The sequence below is a fragment of the Agrobacterium sp. RAC06 genome (assembly GCF_001713475.1).
Lineage (GTDB): Bacteria > Pseudomonadota > Alphaproteobacteria > Rhizobiales > Rhizobiaceae > Allorhizobium.
The window spans coordinates 3,722,657-3,739,697 of the sequence record NZ_CP016499.1; the positions used below are offsets into that span (position 1 = coordinate 3,722,657).

16 protein-coding genes are annotated in these 17,041 nt (G+C 62.3%); 4 read left to right on the forward strand and 12 right to left on the reverse strand.

The window, feature by feature from the left end; all coding sequences use genetic code 11:
* Positions 1–93: 93 nt before the first annotated feature.
* From BSY240_RS17675 to BSY240_RS17685, 3 genes are all read left to right on the forward strand, one after another.
* Positions 94–951 carry a dioxygenase family protein gene (locus BSY240_RS17675; protein ID WP_054147743.1) on the forward strand — a complete coding sequence of 286 codons (858 nt, stop codon included), beginning with the start codon at positions 94–96 and terminating at the stop codon, positions 949–951.
* A gap of 21 nt (positions 952–972) precedes the next feature.
* Positions 973–1,776 (forward strand): IclR family transcriptional regulator domain-containing protein, encoded by an 804-nt coding sequence (locus tag BSY240_RS17680; protein ID WP_069043179.1) that lies wholly within the window; start codon positions 973–975, stop codon positions 1,774–1,776.
* 84 nt (positions 1,777–1,860) lie between these two features.
* Positions 1,861–3,318 carry an amidohydrolase family protein gene (locus BSY240_RS17685; RefSeq protein ID WP_069043180.1) on the forward strand — a complete coding sequence of 486 codons (1,458 nt, stop codon included), beginning with the start codon at positions 1,861–1,863 and terminating at the stop codon, positions 3,316–3,318.
* A gap of 124 nt (positions 3,319–3,442) precedes the next feature.
* Here the strand turns inward: BSY240_RS17685 and BSY240_RS17690 are convergent, their stop codons facing one another.
* From BSY240_RS17690 to BSY240_RS17730, 9 genes are all read right to left on the reverse strand, one after another.
* Positions 3,443–4,330 carry an intradiol ring-cleavage dioxygenase gene (locus BSY240_RS17690; RefSeq protein ID WP_069043181.1) on the reverse strand — a complete coding sequence of 296 codons (888 nt, stop codon included), beginning with the start codon at positions 4,328–4,330 and terminating at the stop codon, positions 3,443–3,445.
* Positions 4,331–4,339: 9 nt separating this feature from the next.
* On the reverse strand, positions 4,340–6,094 hold the full coding sequence (locus tag BSY240_RS17695; RefSeq protein WP_069043182.1) for an FAD-dependent oxidoreductase: 1,755 nt from the start codon (positions 6,092–6,094) through the stop codon (positions 4,340–4,342).
* Positions 6,087–7,202: a branched-chain amino acid ABC transporter permease gene (locus BSY240_RS17700; RefSeq protein WP_069043183.1), complete on the reverse strand. Its 1,116-nt coding sequence runs from the start codon at positions 7,200–7,202 to the stop codon at positions 6,087–6,089. Before BSY240_RS17700 ends, BSY240_RS17695 begins: the two co-directional genes overlap by 8 nt.
* A gap of 7 nt (positions 7,203–7,209) precedes the next feature.
* Positions 7,210–8,073, reverse strand: a complete 864-nt coding sequence (locus BSY240_RS17705) for a branched-chain amino acid ABC transporter permease (protein WP_069043184.1) — start codon at positions 8,071–8,073, stop codon at positions 7,210–7,212.
* Complete coding sequence (locus BSY240_RS17710) at positions 8,060–8,779, reverse strand: ABC transporter ATP-binding protein (RefSeq protein ID WP_069043185.1); 720 nt, start codon at positions 8,777–8,779, stop codon at positions 8,060–8,062. The genes BSY240_RS17705 and BSY240_RS17710 overlap by 14 nt, the downstream gene beginning before the upstream one ends.
* A gap of 3 nt (positions 8,780–8,782) precedes the next feature.
* Positions 8,783–9,502, reverse strand: coding sequence for an ABC transporter ATP-binding protein (locus BSY240_RS17715; RefSeq protein ID WP_069043186.1), 720 nt, complete (start codon positions 9,500–9,502; stop codon positions 8,783–8,785).
* A 70-nt stretch (positions 9,503–9,572) separates the two neighbouring features.
* Positions 9,573–10,853 (reverse strand): ABC transporter substrate-binding protein, encoded by a 1,281-nt coding sequence (locus tag BSY240_RS17720; RefSeq protein ID WP_069044033.1) that lies wholly within the window; start codon positions 10,851–10,853, stop codon positions 9,573–9,575.
* A 61-nt stretch (positions 10,854–10,914) separates the two neighbouring features.
* On the reverse strand, positions 10,915–11,970 hold the full coding sequence (locus tag BSY240_RS17725) for a maleylacetate reductase (RefSeq protein WP_069043187.1): 1,056 nt from the start codon (positions 11,968–11,970) through the stop codon (positions 10,915–10,917).
* Positions 11,967–12,839, reverse strand: coding sequence for a dioxygenase family protein (locus tag BSY240_RS17730; protein WP_069043188.1), 873 nt, complete (start codon positions 12,837–12,839; stop codon positions 11,967–11,969). The genes BSY240_RS17725 and BSY240_RS17730 overlap by 4 nt, the downstream gene beginning before the upstream one ends.
* A 98-nt stretch (positions 12,840–12,937) precedes the next feature.
* Between BSY240_RS17730 and BSY240_RS17735 the strand changes: the two genes are divergently transcribed.
* Positions 12,938–13,888 carry a LysR family transcriptional regulator gene (locus BSY240_RS17735; RefSeq protein WP_069043189.1) on the forward strand — a complete coding sequence of 317 codons (951 nt, stop codon included), beginning with the start codon at positions 12,938–12,940 and terminating at the stop codon, positions 13,886–13,888.
* A 28-nt stretch (positions 13,889–13,916) separates the two neighbouring features.
* Here the strand turns inward: BSY240_RS17735 and BSY240_RS17740 are convergent, their stop codons facing one another.
* The 3 genes from BSY240_RS17740 to BSY240_RS17750 are packed head-to-tail and all read right to left on the reverse strand — an operon-like array spanning position 13,917 to position 16,854.
* Complete coding sequence (locus BSY240_RS17740) at positions 13,917–15,191, reverse strand: ABC transporter substrate-binding protein (RefSeq protein ID WP_069043190.1); 1,275 nt, start codon at positions 15,189–15,191, stop codon at positions 13,917–13,919.
* A 30-nt stretch (positions 15,192–15,221) separates the two neighbouring features.
* Complete coding sequence (locus BSY240_RS17745; RefSeq protein ID WP_069043191.1) at positions 15,222–15,884, reverse strand: alpha/beta hydrolase; 663 nt, start codon at positions 15,882–15,884, stop codon at positions 15,222–15,224.
* A 13-nt stretch (positions 15,885–15,897) separates the two neighbouring features.
* Positions 15,898–16,854 (reverse strand): VOC family protein, encoded by a 957-nt coding sequence (locus BSY240_RS17750; RefSeq protein ID WP_054147757.1) that lies wholly within the window; start codon positions 16,852–16,854, stop codon positions 15,898–15,900.
* Between the last annotated feature and the right edge of the window lie 187 nt (positions 16,855–17,041).

Genomic DNA, 17,041 nt, shown 5'->3' on the forward strand with positions numbered 1-17,041 from the left:
ATAGCGAAAATAAATTCACTTGCCGAATAATAGAACCTGTTCTAGCTTTGCGTCAACCCGGCGGGAGACGGGTCGGTCGAGTGGAGGATGTCGATGGGTCAGATCAATCAGTTCACGATCACCGAAGCGGTGAAGGAAAGTTTCCAGACCGAGGAGGGCAGTCGTTTCAAGTTCCTCCTGGAGACGTTCATCGATCACCTCCACGACTATACGCGTGAAGTGAACATGACCCATGACGAGTGGATGGGCATGCTGATGTTCCTCTATGATTGCGGGAAGATCTCCACCCCGGAACGGCACGAGTTCATTCTGCTGTCCGACGTCGTGGGCCTGTCCGCCCTGGTCGACATGATCAACACCCGCGGTGGGGCGACGGAAGGATCCAATCTCGGCCCATTCTACCTCGATGATGCACCGGAACTCGAATTGGGCGGCGATCTCGCCCGGGGGCGTGACGGCACAACGCTGCTGGTGCATGGCATCGTGCGTGACTCTCTTGGCAATCCGCTTCCGGGCGCGATCGTCGATACCTGGCAGGCGGATGGCAGTGGCACCTATCCGATCCAGGAGCATGGGCAGGACAAATACGACTTGCGTGGCAAGATCACCGCGGACGGCGAAGGCCGCTACTACTACACCACGGTCCTGCCGAAGCCCTATACCGTGCCTTATGACGGTCCGGTCGGACGGCTGCTTCGTGCCGGCAACCGGCATGCCTGGCGGGCAGCGCATCTGCACTTCATTATACGTGCCGAAAAAATGCGGGCGATCACGACGGAACTGTTCTTCGAGAACACCGAATACATCGACAATGACGCGGTTTTCGGAGTGCGAAAATCGTTGATCGCCAAACTGGAACCTGTCAAGAAATCCGAGGAATTCCCGTTTGCCCTCGAGAAGCGTCCGGACGCGAAGTGCAGGTTCGATTTCGTGCTTGCGCCCGAGGGCTGAACTTTGCTGGACAGGGTGGACATGGTTGAGGATCCGAAGCGATCGGCGGAGTTCGTTGAAGCGCTGGCAAAGGGGATCGCCGTCATCGAATGTTTCGATGCAGCGCATCCTGACATGACCCTGAGTGAGATCGCGCGGCGCGTCGGTCTTTCACCGGCTGCTGCCCGCCGAAGTCTGATCACGCTGTCGGCGCTCGGTTACGTCGGCTCGGTCGGAAAGCGGTTTTTCCTGAAGCCAAAGGTTATGACGCTCGGCTCCGGCTTCTACTTTGCCGCCCGCATCGATGAGATCCTGTTGCCGGAACTTAGGCAGATCGTCGAAACCCATGGTGACGCGGCCTCCATCGCCATGCTCGATGGGAACGACGTCATCTATATCGCGCACCATTCCACCCAGCGCGCGAGAAGGGCGACGGCCGTGGTCGGCGCGCGCTATCCCGCTCACGCAACCTCGCTGGGGCGCGTTTTGTTGGCGGGCCTGCCGAAGACCGAGCTCGAGCGCTACTTCGCGAGGGTGGAGCCGAAGGCGCTCACTTCACGCACAGTCACTGACAAGAATGCCCTGCGTGCGCTGATCGACGAAGCCGGGGAGCGCGGATATGCGACGACTGTCGATCAGCTCGATTTCGGGATTACGGCTCTCGCGGTGCCGATCCGCAATGCAGAGGGCAAGGTTACGGCTGCGGTCAATTCCTCGGGCTATTCGGGGCTAATCGGCCCGGACCAGATGGTGACGGACCGACTGGGTGATCTTCGGGTTGCTGCAGGCCGGATCAGCGCTGCTGCGGCCCGAACGCCAGCGCTGTCGGCAGCACTGAACGGTTAAGGGAGCCGAAGGGCCTGCGCCGGCTTTGCGCGCTCTGATTAATCAGCGAATTAAATTTCGTATTGCGAAGATTGGGAGGTGGGCATGTGTAAATTCTGTGACGTGAGACTGAGATCCCCTGCAGATTCCGGCGGAGGATCCGTTCCGCAGCTTGGTCGCTCCAGCGCGACGCAGCCGCTGCCGGCTGGACTGGGCCAGCCCGGTCGCAAGACCTTGATCAAGGGCGGCGCCGTCCTGTCCATGGATCCGTCCGTCGGCAATTACACCATCGGCGATGTGTTGATCGAGGGGGCGAAGATCCTCGCCGTCGGCCCCCACCTGGACTCTGCCGATGCGGCGGTCATCGATGCCAGCGGCATGATCGTCATGCCGGGTTTCATCGACACCCATCACCATCAGTTCGAGACCGCTCTGCGCAGTCTCTTGTCCGATGCCATTCTGGTGAATGACGGGCGTCCGGAAAGCACCGCCAATTATTATGAGTGGATGCTGCAGAAGTTTTCGGTCCTCTATCGCCCGGAGGATGTCTACATCTCCGAACTCGTCGGCGGCATTTCCCAGATCGATGCCGGTGTGACGACCGTGATGGACGTGAGCCAGATCCATCACTCGCCGGAGCATTCGGATTCCGCGATAGCTGCCCTCAGGGATGCCGGCCGCCGCGCCGTCTTCGGCTATTTCGAAGGCTGGGGCGATCTTGCCAAGTATCCGGGCGACGCTCGCCGGATCAGGGCCGAACATTTCTCCAGCGATGATCAATTGCTGACCATGGTGATGGGCGGGGAGATCTACCTGCCTTTCCATGAAGAGGCGTGGGCGACGGGTCGCGAGCTCGGTCTGCCGATCGCGCTGCATGTTGTCGGAACCTTCGGCATGCAGCCGACATTCGACGGCCTGGCCATGGCCGGCAAGTTCGGCCCGGACAATATCTTCATCCATATGACCGGCATGAGCGACATGGCCTGGCAGCGGGCGGCGGATGCCGGCGCGCATATCTCGCTCTCCGTGCCGATCGAGATGCAGATGCGCCACGGTGAACCGCCGCTTCAGAAAGCCCTCGACCTCGGTCTGCAGCCATCGCTTTCCACTGATGTCGAATGCACGATGACCGCAGACATGTTCACGCAGATGCGCTCGACGATCACCCTCCAACGGATGATCGCCAACGAGAAGGCGCTGCGCGGCGACGACTATCCCAAGCTGCTCTCGGCCATGGATGTGATCCGGTTCGCGACCATCGAAGGCGCGCGGGGCCTGAAGCTTGAGCACAAAACCGGAAGCCTCACGCCCGGCAAGGATGCCGATATCATTCTGCTCGATGCAACCGCGCTCAATGTGGCGCCCCTCAACCATGTGCCCGGCGCCGTTGTCACGCTGATGGAGCGCAGCAATGTCTCGACGGTCTTCTGTGCGGGGCAGGTCAAAAAGTGGCAGGGAAGCCTGATCGGTCACGATATCGGGAAGCTGCGGCGGGAGCTGGAGGCGAGCCGCGACTATCTGTTCGAGAAGGCGGGCGTTGAGCAGGATCTGTTTCGCCAGTAGCGCGAAACCTGGCGCAAAAAGAAGCTGACGGGCGCATTCCATACGGATGGGCCCGCCAGCTGTGCGGAAAAGAAGATGCGACCCGGAGCTCAGCTGCGGGTCCAAGGGCTCGATTGAGCCGCAGTCAGGCTTGGTTCTTTTGCACCAGCACGAAGTCGTGCTTCACTTCCCAGAATTCCTCGCTGAAACCGTATTCGGCGGCACGCTGCGGATCCCTGCGGCGGTCGAATTTCGCCAGCAGGCTTTCCTTGACGCCGAAGACGGCATCCGAATGGATGTACTGATCATCCGGATCGAAGATATGGGTGACAAGCGTCTCGTATCCATTCGCCTTGATAATGTAGTGCAGATGGGCCGGGCGATAGGGATGGCGGCCGAGCTTGCCGAGCAGCTGGCCGACCGGGCCGTCGTCGGGGATGGGATAGAATTTGGGCTTTACCGCCCGGAACCAGTAATGACCGTCCGACCCTGTGCGGAAGACGCCGCGCAGGTTGAAGTCGGGCTGGATACCCTTCTGCTGCACATCGTAGAAGCCCTCGTCATTGGCCTGCCAGACATCGATCACGGCATTTGCAATCGGCTTGCCCTCGGTGTCGAGGATGCGGCCTTCGATCACCATGTCCTCGCCCTTGCTGTCCAGGCAGATATTGGCACCCATCGGCACTTCGGGGGCGTCTGCCACGTGGAAGGGGCCTAGCACCGTGCTTTCCGAAGCGCCCGAGGGTTTGCGGTTGTTGACGGCGTCGACCAGCATCGAGACGCCGAGCACGTCTGACAGCAGGATGAATTCCTGGCGCCATTCGTTGCACATCTGACCGGTGCGGGTGAGGAAGAGGATCGCCTCCATCCACTCGTCCTGGGTCGGCTCCAACTCCTTGACCGCCTCATGCAGCTTGCGGGTGATGACCTCCATCACCTCCTTCAGCCGCTCGTCCTTGGCATTGGCGTTTCGGCCGCTCACCACCTCGACGGAGGTCTCCTCAGTGAAATAGCCCTTTTCGTGCGCGTGCATGGTCTTGCCTCACCGGTCCAGAATGGTTTTCAGGACGCGCCGCAGCTCGCCTTCGGGGTCTTTGATGGCTGCTTCCGTGCGCCATGCAACGTGATGATCGGGGCGAACGAGGAGCGCGCCGGAATCGCGGATTTCGCGGGCGCGGGCCCAATCGCCGGAAAAGTCCTGCCAGGTCTGGCGAGGACCGATCTTGTGAACCGTGATCGGCAGGCCGAACTCTTTGGACAGGGACTTTGCGGCCGCCACCCATCCATCGCCGCCGATGCCGGTCAGAACGGTGAAGACGCCATGGCCAGTCAGGTCGAGGCTCGAGACTTTTTCGCCTTCCGGGCCGAACAGCCAGACATGCGGCAGGCGGGCGCCGGGCCAGCTTGTCGGCTGGTGATGCAGCTCGGCATCCTTTTCGAAGGCCGGTTCCGGCTGGCCATCGGTGACGATGGCGCCCGACTTGTAGCGCTGGTTCATCTCCACGCCGTGCGCGTCGAATTCATAGACCTTGTGCGCAATCGCTTGGCGGATGGCCTCACGCTGCTTTTCCGCATCCGCCGTGTTGTCGCAGCGGGCGTCCATGTTTTCCTGCATCTTCACCGGGTCGACGGAATCGAGCATGCCGAGCGCCTTGAAGATCGGGCCGAATTCCTCGATCGACTTGTTGGCGCGGGTGACGATCTGTTTGGCAACCGGGGCGCGTTCGGCCTGGTAGCTGTCGAGCAGACCCATGCCGGCCTGGCCGCGGATGACGGCGGCGAGCTTCCAGGCGAGGTTGAAGGCATCCTGGATCGACGTGTTGGATCCGAGACCGTTCGACGGCGGATGGCGGTGGGTGGCGTCACCCATGCAGAAGACGCGGCCGTTCGACATCGTGGTTGCGTACATGTTGTTGACTGTCCAGGTGGAAACCGACTTGATTTTTGGCTGCAGGTCCTGGACGCCGACGAGATCGCGCACGACCTTGGTGGCAAAGGCATCATCGACCGCCGGCGCCGGCTGGTTGATGTCGTAACCCCAGACGATCAGCCACTCGTTCCACGGGCGGACCATGCGCACGAGACCCATGCCGATGCCGCCGACATCGGCACCCGGCTGCAGCACCCAGTAGAGCACCGAGGGGCGGTGGGCGACGTAGCGCGAGAGATCGCACTCGAAGAGGATGTTCATCGAGCCGGCGACGCCCATCTTGCCTTCGAAGGAGAGGCCGGCATGTTCGGCAACCTTGGAGTTGCCGCCATCGGCGCCGACCAGGAACTTCGATCGGATGGTGATGTCCTTGCCCGTCAGCCGGTCGCGGCAGGTGGTGGTAACACCGTCTGCATCCTGCACATGGCTCAGATATTCCGTCGACATGCGTGACTGCGCACCGCGCGAACAGGCGGTCTTGAAGAGCAGCGGCTCCATATAGGTCTGCGGCAGGTCGTTCATCCGCCCGGGCGAGGAGAGGAGATGTTCGGCGCGCGAAAGCGGATGGTTGCCCCAACTCTGCATTCGGCCGATCTCTTCGCCGGCGACCGCCGTGCAGAAGACGTTCTGGCCCATCAGGTCCTGTTCTGTCGCGAACATATAGGCTTCGTCCTCAACGTCGCGGCCAAGATCGCGCAGAACCTCCATGGTGCGCTGGTTGGTGATGTGGGCGCGCGGCGTGTTGGCGAGCCAGCGGTAACGGTTGATGACCATGGGCTCAAGGCCGTAGCTCGCGAGCAAGGCGGCGGTTGCCGAGCCGGCCGGCCCGGTGCCGATGATCAGGACGTCGGTTGTGATGTCAGCCATGTGGCCCTCCCTTTTTCGTTTGTTCAAGCGATCCACCCCTCAAGGTGCGGCGGACCGGAAAGAGTTCGATGCCGGTGCGGTCGGTGATCAGGCCCCAGATCCCGCGCGGTGCAAACAGCATGGTGACGATGGCGAGCGCCCCGAGCAGCAGCAGGTACCAGGACCCGTAGCTCGACAGCGCATTCTGCATCAGGAAGAAGATGATCACGCCGAGGATCGGCCCTTCGATGGTGCCGATGCCGCCGATCACCACGATGAAGATCACATAGGCCGTCCAGTCGGTGAGCGAGAAGGCAGCATCCGGCGAGATGCGGGCCTTCTGCAGATAGATGAGTGCGCCGACGACGCCGGTGATGAAGGCGGTGGAGAGGTAGATCACGAGCTTCAGCTTCTGGGCGTCCACCCCGAGTGCCCGGGCGGCCGTCTCATTGTCGCGCACGGCGGCGAGCCCTAAGCCCTGCTTGGAGCGCAGCAGGCGGTAGACGAACCAGATGGTCAAAACGAGCACGATCAGCGCCAGCCAGAAGGCGATGGCGTCGGCGGCTGCTGCGGTCCGCATGCCGAACCAGTCTTCGAGGAACGAGACGCCGAACATTTCGCGCGTCGCTTCGCGCGGAAGTGAGGTGCCTGTGCCGCCGCCGAGCGCCTTCCACTGGGCAAAGAGCAAGCGACCGACCTCGGCGATGACCCAGGTGCCGATGGCGAAATAGGGACCATAGAGGCGGAAGGCGAAGAAGGCGGTTGGTATCGAGACCAACACGGCGAAGAGGCCGGCAAGCGGGATGGCCAGGATCGGATCGACACCGAGAAGGATGACGAAGCCGAAGAGCGCATAGGCGCCGCAGCCGACATAGAGCTGCTGGCCGACGGAGATCAGACCGGCATAACCGGCGAGCAGGTTCCAGCTCTGCGCGAGCGCCAGCATGGTGAAGATGAAGAACAGATCCTGCACCACGCCACGCGAGACGACGAACGGAGCTGCCGCAAGGAGCAGCACGAAGAGGATGGCTGCAAGCGAGAACAGCGAGGACAGGCGCGTGCGCGTCTCGACCCGCCAGGATGGCGTCGGGCGCATGACTTTCGACAGGGTTTCTCGGTTGGCGTTCATCGTCACCTCAATCGACGGCGCGCGGGAAGAGACCCCGCGGACGGAACAGCAGGACCAGCAGGAAGGCGATATGGCCCGAGAGGATCTGCCATTCCGGATTGATGGCGGCCCCGACGGTCTGGGCCACACCTAAAATGATGCCGCCGGCGAGCGTGCCCCAGAGCGAGCCGAGCCCGCCAATGATGACGGCTTCAAAAGCATAGATGAGACGTGCCGGCCCGGCTGTCGGATCAAAATTGGCGCGGGTGCCGAGATAGAGGGCGGCGATGGTGACGATCACCATGGCGAGCCCGGTTGCGATGGCAAAGATCTGGTTCGGACGGATGCCCATCAGGCCTGCTGTCACGACATCGTCGGAGGTCGCGCGGAATGCACGGCCAAGCGCCGTCTTGTAGATCAGCTGGTTGAGGCCGACGATGACCAGGATCGCGGAGGCGAAGGTCAGGAGCGGCATCACGCCGGCATTGATGCCGCCGAGCGAGAGCGACGCCTGTTCCAGCGCGCCTGCGGGGATGCGCTGGCTGTCGGCGGTGAAGGCTTCGAGAAGCCCGTTCTGGATGACGATCGACAGGCCGAAGGTGACGAGCAGAGGCGGCAGGATGTCCTTGCCCAGCGTCCGGTTGAGCAGGTGATATTGCAGCAGGTAACCGACCCCGAACATCAGCGGACCGGCGATCAGGGCCGCCAGGAATGGATTCAGCCCAAGCGTCGAGACGAGCAGCAGGATGAGGAAGGCGGCGAAGACGATCAGGTCGCCATGGGCGAGATTGACGAGCCGCATGATGCCGAAAACGAGCGACAGGCCGGCGGCGAAGAGGGCATAGAGCCCGCCGAGCAGGATGCCCTGGAGAATGGTATCAAGCCAGTTCATGGGGTTCCGCTCCGAAATAGGCCGCGTGGATGTCGGCGCGGTCGAGTTCTGCGGGGCGCCCTTCCAGGGTGACCCGACCCTCCATCATGCAATAGACCCGGTCTGCAACATCAAGCGCCTGGGCGATGTCCTGCTCGACGATGACGATCGCCGCACCCGTTTCGCGGATGCGCGGGAAGGCGGCATAGATGTCCTTGATGACGACAGGGGCGAGGCCGAGGCTGAGTTCGTCGCAGAGCAGCACTTCCGGATTGGACATCAGCGCCCGGCCGATCGCGACCATCTGTTGCTGGCCACCTGAGAGTGCCGTCGAGGGGTTACGGCGACGCTCCTTCAGGATCGGGAAGAGTTCATAGACTGTTTCGAGCGACCAGGGACCGCTCACCTTTCGGCCGTGGCGACCAACGAGAAGGTTCTCCTCGACCGTGAGCGAAGGGAACAGCCGGCGCCCTTCCGGCACAAGCGCGATGCCTCGGGCCATGACGTCGGGTGATGCAAGCGCGCCGATCGGCTGGCCGCGATGCAGGACGGCGGCAGGATCATTGCGCAGCACGCCTGCTATCGAGCGCATCAGCGTCGATTTGCCCGCGCCATTTGCGCCGATCACGGCGATCGTCTCGCCGGGATTGAGGACGAGATCGACACCGAACAGGGCCTGGAAGTCGCCGTAGAAGGCGGTGAGGTTCTTCGTTTCGATGAGGCTCATGGTTCAGACCTCCATGCCCAGATAGATTTCGCGCACCTCGCGCGAATTCATAATGGTCTGCGGATCGCCATGGCCGATCATCCGCCCGAAGTTCAGGACCAGGATCTTCTCGGCGACCGCGTTTAAGGCGTGTAGAACATGCTCGATCCAGATGATCGCCATACCGCGCTGGTGAACGCGCTTGATCGTTGCGACGAGCTGCCGGCACTCGCCTTCGGTCAGCCCGCCGGCGATCTCGTCGAGCAGGAGAAGCTTGGGCCTGGTGGCAAGGGCCCGGGCGAGTTCCAGCCGCTTGCGCTCGAGCAGCGTCAGGCTGCCCGCTGGGCGGTTCGCCTTTGCGATCAGGCCGGTCTCGACGAGGATCTCGGCGCAGAATTCCGCGACCTCGGCTTCGCTGCTTTCACTGCCGAAGGCGCCAGCGACGATCAGGTTTTCGAAGACCGTCAGTCGCTCGAAGGGCTGAGGGATCTGGAAGGTGCGGCCCATGCCGGCGAAACAGCGCTGCATCGGTGGGACATTGGTCACGTCGCGACCATCGAAATGAACAGTGCCCTTGGCGACGGAGAGGTTGCCGGTGATCAGGTTGAACAGCGTCGACTTGCCGGCGCCGTTCGGTCCGATGATGCCCAGCGCTTCGCCGGGTTCGACGGAAAAGCCGATATCCTCGGCGACCACCAGGGCCCCGAAGGATTTCGACACACCATTCAATTCCAGGATCGGCATGGACACTCCTCCGTCAGGCTTGCGGCGCCCCGACAAGCACGGGACACCGCAGCCACATGCTTCACAGGGGTCAGCTCAGCGCTTCCACCTTGCCGCCGAGCGGGATGTTCGGTGCCTGGCCGTTTTCGACGACGACCAGATCGTAACCACCGCCGGATTTCAGCCGCCACTGGCCGCCGACGAGCGGGGTCTTGGCGACGTTCTTCTGGGCGAAGGGCGGCAGGTTGGCGTTGTTCCAGGCGATCGGGCCGACCAGCGTGTCGAGTTTGGTTTCGCCGATAGCCTTGGCTACCGCATCGCCATCCGTCACGTCTTCCGCGCGCTTCATGACGTCGACCGCCAGTTCGAAGAGCGCATGGGCAAAGCCGATCGGCTGTGTCCACGGGCGGCCGGTTGCCGTGGTAAAGGCGGCAGCCACATCGGAAGCGGTCTCGCCTGTCAGCGAGGACTTGAAGGGATGAGACGGCGTCCACCACACTTCGGTCGAGAGGTTGTGGCCGGCATCGCCCAGGGCTTCCACGGTCTGCGGGAAAAGCAGCGCCTTGCCGATCGAGGCGATCTTGGGTTTAAGGCCCTGCTGCTTGGCCTGATTCCAGAAGGTGGTCAGGTCAGGCGGGATCATCACGCCGGTGAGGATCTCGGTCTCGGCCTGCTTGAAGGCGTTGATCTGGGCGGAGAAATCGTCGGTCAGGTTTTGATAGCGGCCGGTGTCGGTCAGGCCATAGCCGAGCTTTTCGAGCACCGGCGGGAAGCCGACGACCTTGTCGCCCCAGGCATTGCCGTCGCCGTCGTTCGGGAAAAGGCCGCCAACCTTCTTATTGGTTTCGATCTGACCCCACATGCCGGTGAAGACGGCAATGATGTCCTCAAGACCCCAAAAGAAGTGATAGGCATAGTTGAATGGCTTCCAGCTCGCAGGGTCGCCGGGATTGCCCTGCTGTCCGATGAACCAGGGCTGCCAGGGGGCAACCGTTGACAGGCAGGGGACCTGCTCGGCTTCGCAAGTGGTGGAGACCGGATTGGTGGTTTCGGGCGTCGAGGAGACGAGCATCAGGTTGATCTCGTCGTCGACGACCAGTTCTTTCGCAACTTCCGCCGCACGGTTCGGGTTGGACTGGCTGTCCTTGACGATGACCTCGTAGTTCAGGCCCATCTTCTTGGTTGTGGCAAGGAAGCCGTCGATGACGAACTTGTCGGCTTCACCGAAAGCAGCGAGTGGGCCCGTCTGCGGGCTGACATAGCCGAGCTTCACCGCTGCTGACTGCGCAATCGCCGGGGCGGCAAGGCCCGAGGTTGCCAGCACGGCGCCACCGGCTGCCGTCGTCTGCAGGAATTTGCGTCTCGTGAACATGTTTCCTCCCATCATCGTCTCTCCTCCCAAAGAGTGCGCAGCGCGCGAGATGTCGTCTCTGTCAGTCGGGCCTGACGCCCTCCCAGGCCTTTTGCAGAAGTGTGCGGATCGACGAGCGGTCGATCGGACGCGGGTTCCAGTAGGGGTTTTCGGTGGCGATATTGGTCGCTCGATCCAGATCGGCTTCAGTGAGACCGAAATCCTTCAGCGATAGGGGCGCGCCGATCGACTTGGCAAAGTCCCAGAGACCGCCGCCGATGGAGCCGCCGAAGAGTTCGGCTGCTGCCTTGAGCTCTTGTTCGGCGGCCTCGGCATTGAAGGCGGCCGTGTGTGGCAGCATGACCGCATGGGTTTCGGCATGGGGCGTGTCGAAAGAGCCGCCCAGCGTGTGGCAGATCTTGTGGTGCAGCGCCATGCCGACAGTGCCGAGCACCGTGCCGCAAAGCCAGGCGCCATAGAGCGCTTCCGCCCGCGCCTCGGTGGCTTCAGGGCTCTTCACCAGAACCGGAAGGCTATCCCTAAATGCCCGTAGACCGTCGAGCGCCATCAGCGTCGAGACCGGGTTGCGATCCTGGGCGTAGAGGCCCTCGACCGCATGGGCCATGGCATTCAAGCCACTCGTGACGCTCATGCCGACGGGAAGACCAAGGGTCAGATCCGGATCATAGATCACCACTTCCGGCAGGATGCTGGCGTTCCGGACCGTCGTCTTTCGACCGCCTTCGGTCTGGCCGAGGATCGGAGTGACTTCAGAGCCGGCATAGGTCGTGGGAATGACGACCTGCAGCAGATCGGTGCGATAGGCGATTGCCTTGCCGAGCCCGGTTGTGGAGCCTCCACCGAGCGAGACCACGCAGTCGGCTTCTGTTTCGTGAGCGATCTTCAGCGCTTTCTCCGTCACATCGACGGGTGTGTGCATGACGGCACCCGAGAAGACACCAACTGAGAGGGCTCCGAGCCGATCGGAGAGGGCTTCTGCATCCGCCTTCTGGTGCGGCGTTGCGAGGACCAGCGCACGGCGGCAGCCGAGGGCTTCCACGGCGCCGCTAACCTCTGCGCTGCGGCCGGAGCCGAAAAGTATACGCGCCGGGCTGCCAGCATAGGTGAAGCTCTTCATTTTCCCCTCCCGGGCCGTGCGCGGACCATGACGAACTTGACGCTGATGCGCGAGGTGGGTTTTCCGTCGATCTCCGTCTGCTCGAACGGATGCACCAGTTCGGGTCGGACGCCGAACAGCGCATCTTCACCGAGTCTCGGATCCTCAGAATCGTAGATATGTGTGGTGATCGTCTCGAAGCCGGGTGCCCGCACGACGAAATGCAGATGCGCTGGACGGTGCAGCGGATAGCCCGCCTGGGCGAACAGCCGCCCCACAGGACCGTCACCGGGGACGCCGTAACCTGCCGGCCTCACCGTGCGATAGTGGAACCTGCCGTTCTGATCTGGGCGGAACAGACCCCGTAGGTTGAATTCGGGCTGCAGATCCGGCTGCTGGTTCTCGTAGAAGCCTTCGGCATTCGCCTGCCATGTTATGATTTCAGCCGTGGTGATCGGCAGGCCGTCCAGATCTTCGACGCGGCCCTCGACCAGCAGCGGCTCGCCTTCGCCGTCGAGCGAGATGGAACTGCCCAGTGCCCGCTCCGGGGTATCCGTCCGGAAGAACGGCCCGCGGATGGTGTTGGGGGTGGCGCCGGACGGGCGGCGAGAGTTGATCTCTTCCACAAGCGCCGAAGCGCCGACGAGATCCGAAAACAGCACCCATTCCTGGCGGCGTTCGTCCGAGGCGTGGCCCACTTCGGTCAGGAAGTCGAGCACTTTGCGCCATTGCTCCGGTGTCGGGCGGAATTCCTTGACGAGATCGTGCACATGGCAGACCACGGCAGAGAGCAGGCGCGCGGTTGCGTCATCGGTCGTGCCGAAGCGGCTCGTGAAAGCCTCGGCAGAGGTGGCTTCATTGAAGGTGATGAGGTCTGCGGCCCGCGACATGCATCTCCTCCCAAATCCGCATTGCTGGTCGAGAGGAAACTAGCAGGGCTCGCATGCAGGATTGATGATTTGTTTGGGAGTCAATATAACAATCCGTTATGAAGTTCGATGAGCGACACCTGATCCAACTGGCTGCCGTGGTCAAAACCGGCGGTGTAACCGAAGGTGCAGCCCTGCTGGGGCTGGCCCAGCCGGCTGTGTCACGCACTTTGTCGATGCTGGAAAAGAGAATTGGCGAACCGCTCTTCATCAAGGGTAGGCGCCCAATGCAGCCAACGCCGCTCGGGATTGCGCTGGCGGAACATGGGCTTGCCATGCTGGCTGCCTCCCGCAAGGCTTCCGATCTGATGGAAAGTTTCCGGGTCGGCAAAAGCGGCGTGGTGCGGGTTGGCGGCAGCCCGTTCTTCATGGATTCGCTGATTGCCGGCATGTGTGCCGAGTTTCAGGCGACCCATCCTGATGTGCGGATCGACCAGTCCTATGGCTATTTTCCGGATTTGCGTGCTGCTCTGAAGGCCGACCAGATCGATCTGGCGATCTGCCCGATCGATATTCTGGATGAGGGCTCGGGCCTTGCCTTCCAGCAGATCCTGCCTGGCCGCAATGTCATTGCCTGCCGGGTCACGCATCCGCTGCTCCTGAAACGTCGTCTGCAGCCGGCCCATCTTCTCGATTATGCCTGGGTGGCCCCGCCGCCTGGCAGTCCGCTGCTGGCAGACCTGCGAGCCCTGCTGCTCTCGTTCGGCGCGACTGAGATCCGCATCCGTTATTCGGGCGGGTCGCTTGCGAGTGTGGTCAATTATCTGAAAGCGGCGGACGCGCTGACCGTGATGCCGCATAGCGTGGTCTTTGCGCAGCGCAAGGAAAAGACGATCACGGCCCTGCCGATCAACATTCCACATCCGGAGCGCGCGCTTGCCATCCTCAGGCGTGTCGATGCGCCGCGGTCTCCGGCGGTCGAACAGTTTTCAGCCTTCATCCGCTCAGGTTTCGACAACCTGAAGCACCTGATCAAACGGCACGAGGAAGCCGTGGTCTGGGGCAGTTAACGGGCCCGCGAGGGCGGGCCCATTTGTTTCATGCAAGCGCTTCCATCTTGCCGGCGGTCGGGATGTTCGGTGCCGTCTTGTTGTCGACGATGACGAGGTCGAAAGTGCCATCGTCCTTGCGCCGCCACTGGCCGCCGACGAGCGGCGTCTTGGTGACGTTCTTGGCTGCAAAGGGCGGCACGCCCAGGCCGTTCCATTCGACGCGGCCGACGATCGTGTCGACCTTGGAAGAGGCGATTGCCGCTGCAACGGCTTCGGCATCGGTGACGTCGCTCACCCGTCCCATCACATTGGTCGCCATCTCGAAGAGCGAGTGGATGAAGCCGATGGGCTGTGTCCAGGGGCGACCGGTTTTGGCGGTGAAGTCGGCGGCGAGTTCGCCGGCGCTCTGGCCCGTCAGCGATGACTTGAACGGATGCTGCGCAGACCACCAGACCTCCGAGGAGAGGTTGTGGCCGGCCGCGCCAAGCGTCTCGACCGATTGCGGGAAAAGGATCGCCTTGGCGACGGTGACAGCCTTCGGATTGAAGCCTTGTTGTTTCGCCTGGTTCCAGAAGGTCGTAAAGTCAGGTGGAATGACGACGCCGGTGATGATGTCGCACTGGCCGTCCTTGAAGGCATTCACCTGGGCGGTGAAGTCGTCGGTCAGGTTCTGGTAACGGCCCGGATCCAGGAGATCGAAGCCGGCCTGAGCGAGGCCCGGCTTCAGGCCGACATTCGGATCACCCCAGGCATTGCCGTCTGCATCATTGGGGAAGAGGCCGCCGACCTTTTTGTTGGTGTCAAGCTGGCTCCACATGTTGGTGAAGACGGCGATGACGTCTTCCAGGCCCCAGAAGTAATGGTAAGCGAAGTCGAACGGTTTCCAGCTTTCTGGGTCGCCTGGATTGCCTTGCTGGCCGATGAACCACGGCTGCCATGGCGCCTTGGTGGAGATGCACGGGATGCCTTCGGCCTCGCAGGTGGTGGCGACCGGATTGGTGTTTTCCGGGGTCGAGGCGACCAGCATCATATTGATCTCGTCGGAGAGGATGAGTTCCTTCGCCACATCCGCTGCCCGGTTCGAGTTGGACTGGCTGTCCTTGACGATGATCTCGAAGTTCTTCCCCGCCTCGGTCGCGAGGAAGGAAGCGATGTTGTAGGCGTCACTCTCGCCGAAGCTCGCCAGCGGGCCGGTCTGCGGGCTGACATAGCCGAGCTTGATCTTGGCCCCTTGGGCGATCGCCGGTGCAGCGAGGCCCCCGAAACCATAGGCGAGACCGGTAGCAGCCCCTGCCTTCAGCAGTTTTCTGCGCGTAATCATGCTGTCCTCCTCCCAGTTGTGTTTGTGAAACTATGCCGCGACGCGGCGAAATGGCCGGCTTCCCTCCATAAGATCCTGCAGGATCGCGTCCAATGCTGCGACTTCCATCTCGGACGCCTGGTGTGTTCGGCCCGGAAACAATTCGCATCGGAGCCTCGCCCGCGCCCTCCCAAGCGCTTCCGAGGCTTCTGCGAAAGCCGAGACAGGGATCCAGGGATCCTGATCGGAGCCGGTGAGATAGACGGGCATGCCGTCGAGATCGCGTGCGGGACGCTGGTCCGCCGCCTGACCCACACGGCAGCCGGTGAGATTGACCATCGCGCCGTTCCATGGCCCGAAGGCCATGGCATATTCGAGCGACAGGCAGGCGCCCTGGCTGAAGCCGCCGATCAAGAGCGGTTTTTTCGCACCGCCTGCCTGTCGCAGGGCCCCCACAAGCCCGTTGATATAGTCGAGTGAGGCCGTCAACTCGGTGCGTGTCGGGTCTGTCAGCGCGTCGGTCGCACGTGCCGCATACCAGCTGTTGCCGCTTGCTCGGGGCAGGCAAAAGGCCACCCCGCGCACCGAGAGCTTGCCGATCACCTGCTCGATCATGTCCTCGGGCGATTGGGTTCGCCCATGAACGAAGACGCAGAGTACCTCGGCCTCCGCGGGTGCAACTCCTGCGGATAGCGGCTCGCCGTGAATGGCCATGCTCGCCTCCGGATCAGAAGTTGGCGGGTTCGAGACCGGCGATCAGCTCTTCGCGGCGATCCTCGAACCATGGCGGGAAGACGAGCGTCGAGCCGATGGCGTCGGCCGGCTCGTCCTTCGCCCAGCCGCCTTCGACCGACCAGGCGATCTCGAAGAGCGCCCCGCCTGGCGAGCGGACGTAACAGGATTTGAAGTAGTTGCGATCCTTCTGGTCGGAGACGTCGGTGAAGCCGAGGCCTTCGATATGCGCCTTGAGCTTCAGCTGGTTCTCCTCGTTGACCGTGTTGAGCGCAAGGTGATGGATGGTGCCACCCGATAGCGTCCAGGTGCCCTGCGGCCCGGTCGGCTGGTGAAGCACCTCGACCATGCTCGTCGGACCACCATTGTTCGGCACCGAGAACATCAGGCCCTCGTCGCTGTCGGCTTCCTTCTTCATGCCCATGCCAATCGTCAGGAAGTCGTCCATCGAGGTGCGGTCGAAGACGGCGATGGCTGCGCCGTAAATGCCGCGGATGCCCTGTACCTCGCCAATGCCCTCGGCCTCGTTGGTGATCGGCGGGCGGGTGTCCGCCGGGCTCTCGACCAGTTCATGGTCGATGCCGCAGGGATGGGCGAGCGCCACGCGGGTGATGCCGAAGCGGCTGGTCTTGGCGGCAGGAATGCCGCGCTCGTTCAGCCTGTCGACCCAGAAATCGGCCGAACCGACGGGGATCGACAGCTGGATGATCTTCGACTGGTTCGTGCCGCGTTTGCCGAAGATGCCGGGCTTCTTGAAGGGGAAGGTGGTGACGATGGTCGAGGGGTCGCCGCTCTTGGCACCGTAGTAAAGGTGGTAGACCGGGATTGTGCCATCGAAAAGCACGGTGCGCTTGATCGAATGCAGGCCAAGCGTCTTTGTATAAAAGTCATAGTCCTCCTGAGCGCCGTCGGTGCTCAGCGTGAGGTGATGATAACCCGAGATGAACGACATGTTTCTTCTCCTCCAGAAACTGCAAATATACGGATCGCGCCGATCCCCGACACACGGGCCCTCCAGCGGCTGACCATGCCGCACCCGTTCTCCTCGTGTCGGAGCGGATCTGCTCCAATTGTCAGACTATAGAGGGCGCAAGGCCGTCTGTTGATAAAATTGCTTATGCTCGATATAGCAGATCGCT